The sequence below is a fragment of the Acidisphaera sp. S103 genome (genome assembly GCF_009765975.1).
Classification (GTDB): Bacteria; Pseudomonadota; Alphaproteobacteria; order Acetobacterales; family Acetobacteraceae; genus Rhodopila.
Genome location: NZ_LMUJ01000032.1, coordinates 265,548 through 280,560, shown reverse-complemented (window position 1 = coordinate 280,560; position 15,013 = coordinate 265,548). Strand labels below are relative to the sequence as shown.

The window sequence follows — 15,013 nt, the reverse complement described above, 5'->3', positions numbered from 1 at the left end:
AGATACCGCATGAGACATTTGTTCGTAGCCGCATTCCTGGCAGCCGGCCTGGCCACGGCAGGCGCCCAAGCGGCACAGCAACTGCCGATCCGTACCAACACGGCGGGCGAACTGGCCGACGTTTGCGGCGTCGCCCCGCACTCACCCGGGGCCGATGAAAAGATCAACTTCTGTCACGGCTTTGCCCAGGGCGCGATCAACGTCGAACTCAGCCACGCCGGCGACAAGAAGCCGTTCTGCTTCCCGAAACCGTCCCCCAGCCGCGAGGAGACGATGAACCAGTTCGTAAATTGGGTGCGCGCAATGCCCGACCGCCGCTCGATCCCGTCAACCGAGGGATTGTTCCGCTTCCTGGGCGAGCGCTTCCCCTGCAAGTGATGGAGCGTCGTGTTGACTGGACACAGCGGCCCCATCACGGGGCGGCTGTGTTTCTCGTCACTGTGACGCCATTTTAACCGCTCTCGACCAAATGCACGAAAGCCAGCAACTGGGCGGCCTCCACATCTGATACGGCAACGTAGGACAGGCCGCCCGTCCGCCACCGGACGACATTGAAGCCATCCCTTGTGTCCAGCCGCAGCGGCGCGTCCGAACGATCGTTCGCCACGAACGCGAACAGGTTGATCACATGCTTGTCGCGCCGGTAGACGATCGCCGCCGCTCTGTGGCCATCGACGTAATCCAGCCGGCCGCCGATCAAGGGATACCCCTCGGCGACGAAGTCCTTGACCACCGGTGATAGATCCAGGCGCGCGGACAACCATGGCTTGACCGTATGCTGATCGCTGGTCGGGACGTCGGTCAGGTGGTCCGCCATCATCGAGCGCACGTGGTCGGCCACTACGTCGGCGACCAACGGGTCTGCCGGCGGCACCACACGCGTCACAGCCAGGGTCAGTGCAACGCCAGCGAGTCCGCCGGCCAGCGAGCCACCTGCGAAACCGAAGTGAAGCCTCTGCCGCGGGATAGGCGGTGCCATCTCGCGCGGCAGCGCTGACGCGATCCGTGCCGCCAGTGCCGGCGGGGCGCGGTGCATCGGCAGATTTGTGCGCAATGCCGAACGCGTCGCCTGGATCGTCTCCAATTCAGCCAGGCACGATGGGCAACCGGTCACGTGCCGACGCAGGAAGAAGCGTCGCATGATACCGATCTGGCGATCCGCGTAGGCGTAAAGCAGATGCTTGGCGCGGTCGTGGTTCATGGCCTCTTCTCGTTGCTGATCCATGCCTTCCGCAACGCCAGCCGAGCGCGGGACAGGCGCGACATCACCGTGCCGGACGGAATACCCGTCACCGAGGCGATGTCCTTGTAAGAAAGGTCTTCGATTTCGCGCAGGATCAGCACCTCCCGATATTCCGCGGGGAGTTGTGCCACCAGTGCGCTAAGCGTTTCGCTATCGACGCGGTCGAGCAGCAACGCTTCCGGACTCGGGTTTGGATCGGTCCATTCCAGGTCGGCGGGGGCAGGCTGAAATAGCTGACGTCCCGAGCGGTTGTCCTTCAGCCAGTCCAGAAAGCTGTTGCGAACGATGGTCAGCAGCCACACCCGGAAATTTTCACCGCGGAACGTATCCAGATAGCGGAAGGCGCGCAGATAGGCGTCCTGCACCACGTCCTCGGCGTCCGCCGTGTTGCCGGTCAGCCAACGGGCGAGATTGAACGCCGCATCCAGATGCGGCATCGCCAGCAGTTCGAATCGTCGGTTGCGAGCATCGATCGCCAAAGCATCCATCCATGCGAAGCAGAGATCATACCGGCGAACCGTGCCCATTATTCCCGGCCATAAATCTTTTTTTCACGCGGAATAACGGCGAGGCGGTCTCGGTAATGCGTTCGGATCAACCAAGGAGCGCGAACATGACGACCGACCTACACAACCCCGACCGGCGCGGGTTTTTGAAATGCATGACCTGGGCCGGCAGCGCCATGGTCTGGACCGTCGCGGGCGGCATCCCCCGATCCCACGTCATCGGCCAGGCCGAGGCAGCGGAGACCGGCTTCTCCTTCGCCCAGGTCAGCGACAGCCATCTGGGGTTCGACAAACCGGTGAACGCCAACGTCGCCGGCACGTTCCAGGAGGCACTGGGTCACGTGACCTCCATGGCGGATAAGCCCGCCTTCCTGATCCACACCGGCGACATCACCCATCTTTCGACGGCCGAACAGTTCGACACCGGCGCCCAATTGCTGACGGCAACGAAATTGCAGACCTACACCGTGCCCGGCGAGCACGACATCTTGGAAGACAACGGCAAGAGCTACCTCAACCGCTACGGCAAGGGTACGCACGGCGACGGCTGGTACAGCTTCAACGCCCAAGGCGTCCACTTCATCGGGCTGGTCAATGTCGTCAACCTGCAAGGCAACGGCCTGGGCGATTTGGGAAACGCGCAGCTTGAATGGCTGGAGAAGGACGTGAAGGGCCTGCCCTCCAGCACCCCGATCGTGGTGTTCGCTCATGTGCCGCTGTGGATCGTCTATCAGGACTGGGGCTGGGGCACGAAAGATGGCGGCCAGGCGCTGTCCTACCTGAAGCGCTTCGGCTCCGTCACCGTGCTGAACGGCCACATCCATCAGGTGATGCAGAAGATCGAGGGGCAGGTCGCCTTCCACACCGCCCGCTCCACCGCCTTCCCGCAGGGTGTGCCCGGCGTCGCCAAGGGCCCCGGCCCATATCCCGTACCAGCCGGCGAACTGAAGAATTTCCTTGGCACCGCTCGGATCAGCCTGGTGTCGACGAAGTCGCCGCTTGCCATCGTCGATACACCACTGGCGGGTTGAGGGAGTCGTTCAAATGAAAACCTTGCGTTCCCTCCTCAACGGCCGGCGCGATCTGCTGCAATCCCGAGCTGTTCGTTCGGGACTGTTGCTCGCTTGCCTGCTACTTCCGGCTATCGCGCGATCCGATGACTCGGCTCAGCTCAAGATCGACAACTTCAAGTTCGGACCGGAAAAACTGACCATCACCAAGGGCACCCAAGTCACCTGGACCAATCAGGACGACATCCCACACAGCATTGTTCTCAACGCGCTCGGAGTTCGGTCCAAGGCGCTGGATACCGACAAGACGTTCTCGTATCAGTTCGATAAAGCCGGAACGTTCGCCTATATCTGCGGCCTGCATCCGTTCATGCACGGCCAGGTCGTGGTGAAATAACTTATCCCCAGGCCACCGGTAGTTCGGTCAAGCCACGCAAGGTGAAGCTGGACCGCCATTTAGGTTGGTCCGGCTTCTCCAACCGAAGGTCCGGCAAGCGGCGCAGAACAGTCTCGAACACCACTGCCGCCTCGATACGCGCCAATTGGGCACCGAGGCAGAAATGAATCCCGCCGCCGAAGGATAGCGGGCGAATATCCTCGCGAGTGATATCGAACCGATCGGGATTCCCGAATACGGCGGGATCCCGGTTGGCCGCGCCGATCAGCGCCACGACGATGGCGGGCGGCTCCAAAACGACGCCGCTCAGTTCGACCGGCTCCGCCACCGTGCGCGCGACCGCCTGAACAGGGGATTCGAAGCGCAGGATCTCCTCGATCGCATTCGAGATCAGCGAGGGGTTGTCGCGCAGCAACCGCCATTGCTCCGGATGGCGCAGCAGCGACAGGAACCCGTTGCCGATCAGGTTCACCGTCGTTTCATGCCCGGCGGCAAACAGCAGGTTGACGTTGGCCCGCAACTCCGCCGTCGTCAGTCGGTCCCCAGCTTCTTCGGCCTGCACCAGTTGGGTGACCAGGTCGTCGCGAGGATCCCGCCGCCGCTGCTCGAACAGTGCTTCGAAATAGGCACCGGATTCCAGGGAGCCACGGTTCGCATCATCCAGTTCGGTTCGGGAGGGCGGTGTCGGGTTCAACAGCGCCGCGCCGGTGCTGGAGCCAGTGACGAAGCGGACCTGATCCTCCTCCGGAATACCCAGCAATTCGCAGATCACCAGCACCGGCAATGGAAATGCCAGATCGCGGATCATATCCATGCGACCGAGGGGGATGACTTTGTCGAGCAGGCGGTCGGTCAGGTCCTGAACGCGCGCGCGCATGGCCTCGATCCGGCGGGCGGTGAACGCCTTCACGACAAGGCCGCGCAGCCGTGTGTGATCGGGAGGATCGCGCATCAACATCATGTGTGTCAGTTCGACCACCGCCGGTTCCTGCAAGGCGGTTGGGCCGAAACGGCGCATCAGCGCGTCCGGGTCGGCGTAGTCCTTGCCGAAGCGGCGATCGCGCAGAAGTTGGGCGACGTCGTCGTAGCGGGTGATGAACCAACGACCCAATGGCGCCCGGTAGACCGGGGCGCTGGTGCGCAGCCGGTGGAATACCGGATACGGATTCGCCAGAAAGGCCGGATCACGGACGTCGAATGGCGGAGCCTCGGTCGCCGACATGAAAAGGTCCTGTTGTGGATGTCTGATGTCCGAGGATACCACGTTTCCCGGCAAAATCGCGCATTGGCGGAAAGATGCGGCTTGACGGGCGCGATCGGAATAATTAGGTTAGTCTGGTCTGGCTAAGGAAGTCGATCGTGCCGATATTTAACATGCTGGAAGCCAAATCAAACCTTTCCCGCCTTGTGGAAGCGGTCGAGACCGGCGTGGAAACCGAGATCGTCATTGCCCGTAACGGCCGACCCGCCGCTCGCCTGGTGCCGATCCGGCCTTCCGTCGGGGGCAAGCGTATCGGCGTCGCCAAGGGCAAATTTCGGGTGCCTGAAGACATTGACACAGAGAACGCTGCCGTCGCGGCGATGTTCGACGGTACCAGTGTATGAGGCTGTTGCTTGATACGCATATCGCGATCTGGGCCATCGCCGATCATCCCAATCTTTCGGTCAAAGCGCGAAATCTCATCAATGATCCTGACAACGCGATCGTCGTCAGCGCCGCCACGATCTGGGAAATCGCCATCAAGCACGCATTGGCTCGGGGCAGCGTGAACGACATGCCGATCTCCGGTGATGAAGCATTGGGTTTTTTCCGGGAGGCGGGCTTCGAAATGCTGGACATCTCGCCGGCCCACGCTGCCGCGGTCGAAACCCTGACGCCACTGCACGGTGATCCGTTCGACCGCCTACTCGTTGCCCAGGCCATGGCAGTCCCGTTGCGGCTTGTCACCCATGACCAAAAAATTGCCGCCTACAGCGACTCAATCATCCTGGTGTGAGCAGCCACACCGCCTATTCCGTCGGAATATCCCGGAAATAGGGTTCGACCGTGCCGCTGGCCTTCATGGTCAACGGCTTGCCCCGGCGGTCGAGGGTTTTGCCGACAGCGACGCGGACCCAGCCCTCGCTGACGCAATATTCCTCGACATTGGTCTTTTCCACACCCTTGAAGCGGATGCCGATGCCGCGGCGCAAGGCATCCTCATCATAGAATTTGCTCGTGGGGTCGTTGGACAGGCGGTCGGGCGGGACATCGGGCATGAGGAAACCTCCAGGCGATCAAGCGACGCCCGATACCGATCCCGGACGCGGCTGTCCATGTCCACATTCCATAGGCTGGTCGATCCCCGGGTCCGCAGCGATCAACGACGAGTGGCGTCTGCTGCCGTCCTGTGCTGATCTCGGGCCAAGAATGAGGGGGAGAAAACGCACATGGCGACTTATGTCCTGCTGCACGGCGCCTACCAGGGCGGATGGATCTGGCAGCACGTGGCGCCGCATCTGCGCGCCGCCGGCCATACGGTCTTCACACCGACGTTGGACGGCTGTGGGGAACGCCGTCATGCGCTGCGGCCGGGGATCGATACCGAAACCCAGGCGGCGGAAATTTCGGAGATGCTATTCTTCGAGGATCTGCATGACATCGTTCTGGTTGGCACAAGCTGCGGCGGCATGGTCGCCGCCCGTGTCGCCGAGACTGCCCGCGATCGGATCGGCCGCATCGTCCTCGCCGATGCATTGGCGCTGTTCAATGGGGAAACCGTCGCAGACCACGTAAAACGGCCGACTGCGGTGACCACCGATGTCGGAACCGGCCCATCCTATGAGGACGCCGCCAACCGGATGTTCGTCTCGCTGGACGGCCCAACGAAGGAATGGGCGCTGGCCCGTTATACCCCACACCCGATCGCCGCGATGGCGTCGCCGGTAAAGCTGGACAGTTTCTGGCAGCAGACCTGGAATGCTTCGGTCATCTGGTGCCGCCAGAGCGTCAATCCGCCGGTCAGCCATCAGAAGCGGGCCGCGGACACCTTGAAGGCAAGATGGCATGAACTCGACACCGGTCACTACCCCATGCTGACCGAACCAAAGGCCCTGGCGGGGCTGATCATGATTGAGTAGCGAACCGCGTTGAGACCGACACACCGGCGGTGCCCTCCACGTCATGCCCTGCCTTCGCCGAAGCGAAGCCTGCCTACATTGCGGCGACGCCCGACAACAAACGAGTCGGGCGGCGCACCGTCTTTACGTCACAGCCCGGACTGTGTCCCGCCGCATGCACACATCTTCATCATGGCGATTAATCGTTTGGGCGGCGGCGACTACGTGAACCATCTTCAGTTTACCGCTTCTGCATGGATCGTCGGAACCATGGTTGAATCGGGTACCGTTTGTGCTGGGATTTCCTCCTCCCTAAACGCAGAGAACACTGAGCGGGGCGCAGAGCGCGCTGACAAGAATTTTGGGCCTTTGAGCCGGGGGTATCTTTTGCCTGTTCGGACTGTCACACACATCGATCGTGCCCCCACCGATTCCTTTCCTCGGTCTCTGCGATCTCTGCGTTGACAATCCGTGGAAAAGACGAATACGGGCCGAGAGGCGCCCACGAACGTTGATCGCAAGCAATAAGTCCTCACCCAATGATGTCCGGAGCCGCAACCCGAGATCCGTGAAGCCGGCAGGGACTGCGCTGGGCCGTGACGGCCTGGGCGTGGCAACGACCTGGAGCGGTTATAATTAGGCATCGCCTGGCCAGGCTCTTCCGGCCCCACGACCGTCAATCCGGTAGACACAAAAATGGGCCGCTATCCGCACGAATCGATCATTGTTTAGTGTAGCCAGTGTATGCTGCCCGTCACGTTCAGCATCTTGAGTGGTTTGGCCAACAGACAATACAATCAATGTTAAAGCCAGATCGATCCAACGCACGATATTATTACACTTGACAATTCATTTTGTACCAGATTACATGCCATCGAGGCGATCAGAAGCTTCATCTTGGATGTTTGATTTGCCAAGTCATAAAGGCCGATTCAAGCGTCTAATATTTAGGTAAGAAAGAGGGTAGAAAATGAAAATCGCGAACGTTCTTGCTAACACTCTCATGATTTGTACCGTGGCTTTGCCACTAGCTGGTTGCGGCGGAAGCCAGATGGGCTCCAGTGCAGTTGCCGACCCCAATAAGCAGGCGCAAATTCAGAAAGGCGTGTCCAGAGAAGCCGACATCCAGATGCTGTTTGGTGCCCCGAATGGCAAATCATTTACCGAGAATGGCGATGAGGTTTGGACCTATAGTTACAGTAAAACTCAGGTGAATGCAGCGACTTATGTTCCTGTTGTGGGAATGTTTGCTGGAGGCGCCCAATCGGATACCAGCGTGCTTACCGTAACCTTCGACAGAAACGGAGTCGTTAAGGCATACGGAACGGAAAACGCTCACGCCGCCTCGCGGATATAGAGGAGAGGACCAGCCATATAGATATAGTTGCTATTGCACAAACGAATGAAAGCGATGGCCGGCTCTGCTGCATATTGTACCAAACCTGAATAGGCGCGAGCCGGCCGGCCCGCCGAAATCGGACTAACGAATCACATCAATGGGCCAAGGCACATTATCGAAAATAATTTTGATATCCATCCCGACCGATCCTAAATGTCCATCGGCCCGCCAACCGCACGCTGATGACCGAATCTCCGCAGCCTCGCCATATCTCCCCCAATCCGCTAATCTTCCATGCCAGATTCAGAGGAAGGAACCACCATGACCGAAGCCTGTATCGTTGGTTGGGCCCACTCGCCATTCGGCAAGCTGGAAGACCCCGATATCGAATCCCTGATCGGCCGCGTCGCCGGTGCCGCGATCGCCGATGCCGGTATCGCGCCGCATGAGATCGATTCGACCTTCCTCAGCCTGTTCAACAACGGGTTCTCGGCTCAGGATTTTCCGGCGTCGCTGGTCCTGCAGCACGTGCCGGACCTCCGGTTCAAGCCGATCACGCGGTTCGAGAATGCGTGTGCCTCCGGCTCCGCCGCGGTCTATGGCGCTCGGGATTTCCTGCTGTCGGGCCGGGGTAAGATCGCGCTGGTGATCGGCGTGGAGAAGATGACCGCGACCCCAGGCAAGGAAGTCGGGGATATCCTGCTGAAAGCTAGCTACCAGAAGGAGGAAGCCGACATCCCGGCCGGTTTTGCCGGGGTGTTCGGACGGATCGCGGACACGTATTTCCAACGCTATGGCGATCAGTCGGACGCTCTGGCGGCGATCGCCGCGAAGAACCACAAGAACGGCGTGGACAACCCGTTCGCGCAGATGCGCAAGGACCTCGGCTACGATTTCTGCCGCAACGTCAGCGAGAAGAACCCGTATGTGGCGCCGCCGCTGAAGCGGACGGATTGCTCACTGGTGTCCGACGGCGCCGTGGCACTGATCATGGCCGATGAGGAAACCGCGCGCGCCATGGGCAAGGCGGTCCGCTTCAAGGCCGCGGTGCAGGTCAACGACTTCCTGCCGATCAGCAAGCGCGACATCACGCAGTTCGAGGGTGCGGCGCAGGCCTGGGCGCGCGCCTTGGAATCCGCCGACATCGGACTGACCGACCTGTCCTTCGTCGAATCGCATGACTGTTTCACAATCGCCGAGTTGCTGGAATATGAGGCGATGGGGCTGACTCCGGCCGGCAAAGGTGCCCGCGCGGTGCTGGAGGGGTGGACGGCGAAGGATGGGCGGTTGCCGATCAATCCGTCGGGCGGGTTGAAGGCCAAGGGACATCCGATCGGCGCCACCGGCGTGTCGATGCACGCCATCACCGCCATGCAACTGGTCGGTGAGGCGCCAGCCGGTATGCAGTTGCCCAAGGCCGACCTCGGTGCGGTGTTCAACATGGGCGGTGCGGCCGTGGCCAACTACGTCTCGATCCTGGAACCGCTCCGCTGATCCCGACCACCAACCTCGCGGCGCTGCTGATCCAGACCGCTCGGCGATTCCCCGAACGGCCTGCGATCGTCTGGCGTGAGAACACCTGGACCTGGGCGTCGTTTCGCGACCGGGTCCAGGCGGCGGCGGCGGCACTGGCAGCGCGGGGCGTGCGGCATAGCGACCGCGTGCTGCTGCATGCAAGGAACTCCAACGCCGTGCTGGAAACCATGTTTTCGGCATGGATGCTGGGCGCGGTCTGGGTGCCGACGAATTTCCGCCTGACGCCGCCGGAGGTCGCATATCTGGCGCAATCCTCCGGTGCCACTGTCCATATCTTCGACAGCGCGTTTCCGGATCATGCCGTGGCCGCACGTGCGGAAAACGCGGCCTGCCGGCTGGAAATCTCGATCGGCGGCCATGGTGCGGACGACTGGGAGGCCTTTGCCGGTTTCGCCGGCCGCGTGACCCAGCCGGCCGATGTGGACCGCGACCATCCGGCATGGTTCTTCTATACGTCAGGCACTACCGGGCGGCCGAAGGCGGGTGTGCTGACCCATGGGCAGATGGATTATGTCGTCTGCAACCATTTGTGCGACCTGATGCCGGGGACGACGGAACAGGATGCCTCGCTGGTCGTCGCGCCGCTGTCGCATGGCGCCGGGGTTCATGCCCTGCCGCAGATCGCACGCGGCGCCGCCACCATCCTGCTATCCGGAGAACGGCTGGACTGCGAGGAAGCCTGGAGCCTGGTCGAACGCCACCGCGTCACCAACATGTTCACCGTGCCGACGATCCTGACCATGCTGACGCGGCACGATTCGGTGGACCGTTACGACCATAGTTCCCTGCGCTACGTCATCTATGCCGGTGCGCCGATGTACCGTGCCGATCAGGTGTATGCGCTGCGCAAGCTTGGCCGCGTGCTGGTGCAGTATTTCGGCATGGGCGAGGTCACCGGCAACATCACCGTGCTGCCGCCGGCGCTGCACAGTGAAAACGACGACGAGATGCCGGTAGGAAGCTGCGGGTACCCGCGCATCGGGATGGATATCGCGATCCTGGATGACAACGGGAAGCCGGCCGAGACCGGCGAAATCTGCGTGCGTGGACCGGGCGTGTTCCTGGGCTATCACAACAATCCGGAGGCGACCGCCAAGGCCACGGCGCACGGCTGGTTCCACACCGGCGACCTGGGGCACACGGATGCTCGGGGGTTCGTCTACATCACCGGGCGTGCGTCTGACATGTATATTTCCGGCGGGTCGAATGTGTATCCGCGGGAAATCGAGGAAGCGCTGTTGCTGCACCCGGCGGTCGCCGAGGCCTGCGTGGTCGGCATGCCGCACGAGAAATGGGGTGAATCCGGGGTGGCCGTGCTGGTGCTGGAGGCCGGGTCACAGGCTTCGCCGGGGGACCTGCTGGCGCATCTGGACGGTAGGCTGGCAAAATACAAATGGCCAGCGGAATTCGTTTTCTGGCCGGAATTGCCGAAATCCGGCTATGGCAAGGTTACCAAGCGCGATGTGAAACATCTGTTGCGAAAGGACGCATGATGCCCACCACACCGATCGAATCCGCTCGCATCACCGACTACCACATCCATGTCTATTATGACGCGGACAGCCGCGACCGAGCGGCACAGTTGCGAGAGTGGGTGGAGGAACGGTTTGCCGTGCGCATGGGGCGCTGGCACGACGTGCCGGTTGGCCCGCATGTGCAGGCGATGTATCAGATCCAGTTCGTGCCAGACCTGTTCCCCACCCTGGTGCCGTTCGTGATGATGAACCGCATGGGACTGACGGTCCTGCTGCATCCCCAATCCGGCCGCCCGCGCGACGACCACACGATCAACGCGACGTGGATGGGCGCGGTGCTGCCGGTCAAGACCGAGGTGCTGCGGGAAAGCGACTGATCACAGTGGGCGCCAGCCGTAGCTGTCGAAGGCGAAGCCACGCTCCCGGGCATCGTGGAATTCGGTACCGGGGTCGCCTGATTCCAGCGTCTCATCGAGATCGATCTCCAACCGGATGAAGTCGCGGGTGGAGTAGGTGTCGACTGTCAGCACGTCGGCGTAATCGTCGGCGACTCCGAAGTAATGCGGAACAGACCGCCCATCGACACGCACACGAAGCTGGTCGCGCTGACGGGCGTCGACGTAGCCGCGTATCCAGACAATGAGCGACAGTGGCATGTTCGCCGGCGTCGGCATGTAAAGTGTCGTGCGGGTGTCCGGGCCGGTCCAGACTGCGCAGGACGCCATGCCGCCGCCGTCCCGTCCGTGGTAGCCCGACCCGACGATCGGCGCCCGCACCGAATAGCGGGTCGCGCCGTCGCTGACGGACCCACGCGCTTCGGCGAGCAGCCTGGCGGCGTGGTGGCTCTCAAACATATCGATTTCGTAAGACTGTGCCGCCAACCTGTGCCGCCGGTCGAACAACTGCCGGGCCCGATCGTAGACCACGCGATCGACACGCGTCAGGCTTTTCAGGATGTCGCGCGCGCCACGCAATTCCTTATCGTTCTGAAAGACCGAGCGCGTGATGTTGATGGTCGGGATTTGCCGTGCCGGCGGCAATCCCACCATCGAACACATGGCGTTGCGGCTCAGGTCCAGATGTTCGGTCAGCCCGACAAGGTCATAGTCTTTTTCCAGGCTCAGCAGCGCGGCTTCACACAAACGATCCGCATCGATCGTATCGTCGATCAGGTTGCCGATGCGCCCGGCGACCAAAGCCCGTGTCATGTAGTTGTCGAGGTATCTGCGGCCGCCACGTTGTCCGTGTTTTTCCAGGAAATCGCGCAAGGGCAGATGGCGGCTGTCCTCGACACATTCCTGTACCGCCGCCGGACTGTTGACGATATCAATGCTGCGCAGGCGACGAAAATCCAGAAACTGCGAAATGAGGCGCTGTACCGGATCCCTGAGCATCGTCAGGCAAAACGTGTCGTCCGGCGCATACATGCGCAGCGGTCCGTGGCTGTGCACCACGTCGCTCCAATGAAACACCGCTTTCGCAAGCGACGGGATGACCATCTCCTGCATCGTTCCCACGCTGTCCGGCCTGAAGTCCACGACCGAATAGCCCTTGCAGCCCGCGAGTGCATGGGTGCGTTCATCGAACGTCAGGGTGTCAAGCCAATGATTGAATGTCGATCCCCCGCATTTCTTCATGTGATAGTGAAATATTCGCCTGTATAGTCCAGTCAGCATCTCGGTCCCAGCCCGTAATGTTTTTGAAATCGCTTTCTATCGCCGCCGCAGCACCGCACAGATATCCAGCCCGCTCGCCGGGTCCTTGAGCACCGTCACGACATCGCAGAGGGCACCCAGAAGGTCCCGTGCCGGCGCGGTGGACGCCCAGTTGACGTCGTCGAACACGACGATGCCGCCGCTGCGGACCTTGCGGGCGTACAGGATGACGTCCTCAGCGGCGTTCACCATGGAGTGGGAGCCGTCGATGTGGAGGAAATCGATCGTATCGAACAGCCCGGCCGCACGTCCGGACGGCGCCTCTATCAGCCGCACGTGCGGCGTCAGGTTGGTCGCGGCGGCGAAGCGGTAGAATTCCCGCTTGATGCCGGCGAAGTCGATCTTGGACCACCAATCGTCGTTGGCCTCGTTCGTCGCGTTCTCAATCGCGACGTTCGGGCTCCACGCCTCGATCCCATAAATTTCCCCACCGCCGTTGTGGCGGAGGGCGGCGGCGCAGGGCATGAGCGAGCGGCCGCCGAAGACGCCGATCTCGACGCAGGTCTTCGGACGCTCTTCCAGGACGATGCGGGCGATCGTCAATGCCTTTTCCCGCGAGCACCAGCCGGCGAGCTTCGCTTCCGCTTCCAGGATCAGGGTGTAGACGTCAGCGGGAACGCCTTCCGGCAGTTGTTCCGGCCGGCTCCGCACGCTTTGCTGAAGAACCAGACTGATGTTGACCAATGCATCAGCGACGATCTGCGGATGGGTGGTGAAATCGCCGCCGCCGAGGACCACCGACGGATCACAGCCGGCCTTGTCGGCGAGGTAATCGACGTGGAGCATGACGGTTTCGACCGGCTCGACCTCACCGGATTCGCCCAATGCCGCCAACACCCGGTCCAGGGTCCGGAAGTATGCGAATACATTGGGGTCCGCCGGAGCCACGACCTGGAAGTCCGACAGCGTCTCCCAGGCATCGGCCAGGGGGCCGCACACCGGCTGATCCGAACCGACGGCGTCGGAAACGACATCAATATCCATGGGAAAATACCTCATTTTATATTGCTCAGTCGATATGGTCGCGAATACCGTGATACAGAAGTTGCAGCAGGCACCAGGCCACGAAACTCAGCAATGCCGTCTCTGTCATGATCCGCCAGCGAACCGGATACATCGATTCCTGCGGCAAGGCGGGGCGCACGAAAGCCGACAGATAGACGCTTTGCTGACTAGCCGCGTTCCTCGCATCCTGCAATGCCATCAGGGCCCGTTCATAGACCTTGGCGGCGATCTCCTGATCGAGATGGAGAACGTCATATTCCGACATCACCGAAGCCAGTGACGCATCCGATGCGCCACCGGCACCAGCTTGCGCCATGCGGCCGTGAACGTCCCGCAATGCCGTCTCCATGGCCGCGATCCGATTTCCCAGCATCCGCATCTGCATCGAATCGGCGGAAACACCCACGGCGAGTTGCGCATTGAACGCGGTCTTCGCCTCGATCAGGTTTTCCCACACCTTGCCTTCGACGGATGTGTCCGACGTCGCCTGCATCTCCGGAAACAGGACCGCATGACGATTGCGGAATGATGTGAGCGTATCCTGTGTGGCCTTCAATTTTGCCTCGCTCGTCCCGACCTCACGGGTCGCGTATGTCAGCACGTCGTCATGGGCGCGGCTTGCCATGTTGTTGACCAGCTTCTCGGCCAACCGCAGTGCCGTGGCGGCGATAATTTGGGCATCGGTGGGGTTGAAGGCACGCACCTGCACCGAAACGATACCCGTCGACATGTCGAAGAACGGATCGATCATCCCCCGCCAGTAACGCAAACGCTCCTCCGCCGAAGCGTGGGGCTTAAGATGCGCCAGGAAATCCTTGTCGTTCCGCGCATAGATCGCATCGAGATCCACGCCGGATGCGACAATATCATCGATCACCTGCCGGCTTTTGAGATACTGAATGACGACCTGGGAATCGGTGATCACAGCCAGAGGCGAAGTCGATCCACCCAGCGCTGCCGGCAGCGTGCTGCTCGCGGTCGCATCCATCCGCAATGGCGCTTCGTGCCGCACGCTGAAGCGGAATTCAGTCACATACTGATCGTCGGCATAGCGATACAGATAAATACCGGCCAAGGCCGTCGGCAGCACAACGGCCAGCAGCAGCGAGACCATGCGCCAACGCCGTTTTCTAGCGCGCGGCCTGACCGGCCCCACCTGCAGCCGAACGTCCAACGGCACCACCGGAGTCGCACGTTCCGTGGCATCCAGGCGATAGCCCGAGGAGGCGATGTTGGTGTTCATGCTATCTCCATGGTGCTGTTCGGACTGGTCGACATGGTGCGAGCGTACTGATCGATTGCGACTTCCAGGTCGTCGAAGAGCGTCAGCGTGCCATTGCGGAGCACGGCGCCGATGTCGCAATAGGCGCGCATCGTTTCGTAATCATGCGTGACCATGATGACGTCCGCTTGGTCCATCCGTTGCCGAAATGCATCCAGGCATTTGGCTCGGAACCGCGCGTCGCCGACCGACGTGACCTCATCGATCAGGTAGACATCGAATTGGATCGCCAGGCACGCGCCGAACGCCAGCCTGGCGCGCATACCGCCCGAATACGTGCCGACCGGCATCCGGAAATACGTGCCCAGTTCGGCGAATTCCTCGACATAGGCGGCGGCTTCACGCTCATCGACGCCGTAGAGCCGAGCCAGGAAGGTGACGTTTTCTAACCCGCTGAGCCGCGGGT

Annotated in this window: 17 protein-coding genes and 1 pseudogene; 10 read left to right on the top strand and 8 right to left on the bottom strand. The window is 61.5% G+C overall.

Going from position 1 to position 15,013, the window contains the following annotated elements; all coding sequences use genetic code 11:
* Positions 1–9 precede the first annotated feature (9 nt).
* The gene (locus GSQ89_RS07360; protein WP_158923505.1) at positions 10–378 is read left to right on the top strand and encodes a Rap1a/Tai family immunity protein; all 369 of its coding nucleotides are present in this window, start codon (positions 10–12) and stop codon (positions 376–378) included.
* A 73-nt stretch (positions 379–451) separates the two neighbouring features.
* Here the strand turns inward: GSQ89_RS07360 and GSQ89_RS07355 are convergent, their stop codons facing one another.
* Positions 452–1,201 carry an anti-sigma factor gene (locus GSQ89_RS07355; RefSeq protein WP_158923503.1) on the bottom strand — a complete coding sequence of 250 codons (750 nt, stop codon included), beginning with the start codon at positions 1,199–1,201 and terminating at the stop codon, positions 452–454.
* A complete protein-coding gene (locus tag GSQ89_RS07350) occupies positions 1,198–1,722 on the bottom strand; it encodes a sigma-70 family RNA polymerase sigma factor (RefSeq protein ID WP_216856049.1) in 525 nt (174 codons plus the stop codon). Before GSQ89_RS07350 ends, GSQ89_RS07355 begins: the two co-directional genes overlap by 4 nt.
* Before the next feature lie 134 nt (positions 1,723–1,856).
* Here GSQ89_RS07350 and GSQ89_RS07345 point away from each other — a divergent pair, with 134 nt between their 5' ends.
* On the top strand, positions 1,857–2,780 hold the full coding sequence (locus GSQ89_RS07345; protein ID WP_158923501.1) for a metallophosphoesterase: 924 nt from the start codon (positions 1,857–1,859) through the stop codon (positions 2,778–2,780).
* Positions 2,781–2,793: 13 nt separating this feature from the next.
* Positions 2,794–3,156 carry a cupredoxin family copper-binding protein gene (locus GSQ89_RS07340; RefSeq protein ID WP_158923499.1) on the top strand — a complete coding sequence of 121 codons (363 nt, stop codon included), beginning with the start codon at positions 2,794–2,796 and terminating at the stop codon, positions 3,154–3,156.
* 1 nt (position 3,157) lies between these two features.
* Here GSQ89_RS07340 and GSQ89_RS07335 read toward each other — a convergent pair whose 3' ends face one another.
* Entirely contained in the window at positions 3,158–4,378 is a 1,221-nt protein-coding gene (locus tag GSQ89_RS07335; RefSeq protein ID WP_158923497.1) for a cytochrome P450, read from the bottom strand.
* A gap of 152 nt (positions 4,379–4,530) precedes the next feature.
* On the opposite strand from GSQ89_RS07335, the gene GSQ89_RS07330 reads away from it, so the two are divergent.
* Complete coding sequence (locus GSQ89_RS07330) at positions 4,531–4,761, top strand: type II toxin-antitoxin system Phd/YefM family antitoxin (protein ID WP_216856048.1); 231 nt, start codon at positions 4,531–4,533, stop codon at positions 4,759–4,761.
* On the top strand, positions 4,758–5,153 hold the full coding sequence (locus GSQ89_RS07325; RefSeq protein WP_158923493.1) for a type II toxin-antitoxin system VapC family toxin: 396 nt from the start codon (positions 4,758–4,760) through the stop codon (positions 5,151–5,153). Before GSQ89_RS07330 ends, GSQ89_RS07325 begins: the two co-directional genes overlap by 4 nt.
* A gap of 13 nt (positions 5,154–5,166) precedes the next feature.
* Here the strand turns inward: GSQ89_RS07325 and GSQ89_RS07320 are convergent, their stop codons facing one another.
* Positions 5,167–5,415 (bottom strand): DUF3297 family protein, encoded by a 249-nt coding sequence (locus GSQ89_RS07320; protein WP_158923491.1) that lies wholly within the window; start codon positions 5,413–5,415, stop codon positions 5,167–5,169.
* A gap of 171 nt (positions 5,416–5,586) precedes the next feature.
* On the opposite strand from GSQ89_RS07320, the gene GSQ89_RS07315 reads away from it, so the two are divergent.
* The 5 genes from GSQ89_RS07315 to GSQ89_RS07295 all read left to right on the top strand — a co-directional run bounded on the left by GSQ89_RS07315 (position 5,587) and on the right by GSQ89_RS07295 (position 10,982).
* Positions 5,587–6,276: an alpha/beta fold hydrolase gene (locus tag GSQ89_RS07315; RefSeq protein WP_158923489.1), complete on the top strand. Its 690-nt coding sequence runs from the start codon at positions 5,587–5,589 to the stop codon at positions 6,274–6,276.
* A gap of 949 nt (positions 6,277–7,225) precedes the next feature.
* A complete protein-coding gene (bamE, locus tag GSQ89_RS07310; protein WP_158923487.1) occupies positions 7,226–7,612 on the top strand; it encodes an outer membrane protein assembly factor BamE in 387 nt (128 codons plus the stop codon).
* Between the two features lie 303 nt (positions 7,613–7,915).
* The gene (locus GSQ89_RS07305; protein WP_158923485.1) at positions 7,916–9,088 is read left to right on the top strand and encodes an acetyl-CoA acetyltransferase; all 1,173 of its coding nucleotides are present in this window, start codon (positions 7,916–7,918) and stop codon (positions 9,086–9,088) included.
* On the top strand, positions 9,085–10,623 hold the full coding sequence (locus tag GSQ89_RS07300) for an acyl-CoA synthetase (RefSeq protein ID WP_158923630.1): 1,539 nt from the start codon (positions 9,085–9,087) through the stop codon (positions 10,621–10,623). Before GSQ89_RS07305 ends, GSQ89_RS07300 begins: the two co-directional genes overlap by 4 nt.
* Entirely contained in the window at positions 10,623–10,982 is a 360-nt protein-coding gene (locus tag GSQ89_RS07295) for a DOPA 4,5-dioxygenase family protein (protein WP_158923483.1), read from the top strand. Before GSQ89_RS07300 ends, GSQ89_RS07295 begins: the two co-directional genes overlap by 1 nt.
* On the opposite strand, the gene GSQ89_RS07290 is transcribed toward GSQ89_RS07295, so the two are convergent.
* The 4 genes and pseudogenes from GSQ89_RS07290 to GSQ89_RS38385 form a co-directional block, all read right to left on the bottom strand.
* The gene (locus GSQ89_RS07290; protein WP_216856047.1) at positions 10,983–12,242 is read right to left on the bottom strand and encodes a sulfotransferase family 2 domain-containing protein; all 1,260 of its coding nucleotides are present in this window, start codon (positions 12,240–12,242) and stop codon (positions 10,983–10,985) included.
* A gap of 75 nt (positions 12,243–12,317) precedes the next feature.
* Positions 12,318–13,304 (bottom strand): class I SAM-dependent methyltransferase, encoded by a 987-nt coding sequence (locus GSQ89_RS07285; protein WP_158923479.1) that lies wholly within the window; start codon positions 13,302–13,304, stop codon positions 12,318–12,320.
* Positions 13,305–13,329: 25 nt separating this feature from the next.
* Complete coding sequence (locus GSQ89_RS07280; RefSeq protein WP_158923477.1) at positions 13,330–14,568, bottom strand: hypothetical protein; 1,239 nt, start codon at positions 14,566–14,568, stop codon at positions 13,330–13,332.
* Positions 14,565–15,013 (bottom strand): annotated as a pseudogene (locus GSQ89_RS38385) (ABC transporter ATP-binding protein); the annotation flags it as partial. The gene GSQ89_RS07280 and the pseudogene GSQ89_RS38385, both read right to left, overlap by 4 nt.

Bases quoted from the DNA above. Each gene is read 5' to 3' on its own strand.
- GSQ89_RS07360 (WP_158923505.1), top strand. From the start codon at position 10: ATGAGACATTTGTTCGTAGCCGCATTCCTGGCAGCCGGCCTGGCCACG.
- GSQ89_RS07355 (WP_158923503.1), bottom strand. From the start codon at position 1,201: ATGAACCACGACCGCGCCAAGCATCTGCTTTACGCCTACGCGGATCGC.
- GSQ89_RS07345 (WP_158923501.1), top strand. From the start codon at position 1,857: ATGACGACCGACCTACACAACCCCGACCGGCGCGGGTTTTTGAAATGC.
- GSQ89_RS07340 (WP_158923499.1), top strand. From the start codon at position 2,794: ATGAAAACCTTGCGTTCCCTCCTCAACGGCCGGCGCGATCTGCTGCAA.
- GSQ89_RS07335 (WP_158923497.1), bottom strand. From the start codon at position 4,378: ATGTCGGCGACCGAGGCTCCGCCATTCGACGTCCGTGATCCGGCCTTT.
- GSQ89_RS07330 (WP_216856048.1), top strand. From the start codon at position 4,531: ATGCTGGAAGCCAAATCAAACCTTTCCCGCCTTGTGGAAGCGGTCGAG.
- GSQ89_RS07325 (WP_158923493.1), top strand. From the start codon at position 4,758: ATGAGGCTGTTGCTTGATACGCATATCGCGATCTGGGCCATCGCCGAT.
- GSQ89_RS07320 (WP_158923491.1), bottom strand. From the start codon at position 5,415: ATGCCCGATGTCCCGCCCGACCGCCTGTCCAACGACCCCACGAGCAAA.
- GSQ89_RS07315 (WP_158923489.1), top strand. From the start codon at position 5,587: ATGGCGACTTATGTCCTGCTGCACGGCGCCTACCAGGGCGGATGGATC.
- bamE (WP_158923487.1), top strand. From the start codon at position 7,226: ATGAAAATCGCGAACGTTCTTGCTAACACTCTCATGATTTGTACCGTG.
- GSQ89_RS07305 (WP_158923485.1), top strand. From the start codon at position 7,916: ATGACCGAAGCCTGTATCGTTGGTTGGGCCCACTCGCCATTCGGCAAG.
- GSQ89_RS07295 (WP_158923483.1), top strand. From the start codon at position 10,623: ATGCCCACCACACCGATCGAATCCGCTCGCATCACCGACTACCACATC.
- GSQ89_RS07290 (WP_216856047.1), bottom strand. From the start codon at position 12,242: ATGAAGAAATGCGGGGGATCGACATTCAATCATTGGCTTGACACCCTG.
- GSQ89_RS07285 (WP_158923479.1), bottom strand. From the start codon at position 13,304: ATGGATATTGATGTCGTTTCCGACGCCGTCGGTTCGGATCAGCCGGTG.
- GSQ89_RS07280 (WP_158923477.1), bottom strand. From the start codon at position 14,568: ATGAACACCAACATCGCCTCCTCGGGCTATCGCCTGGATGCCACGGAA.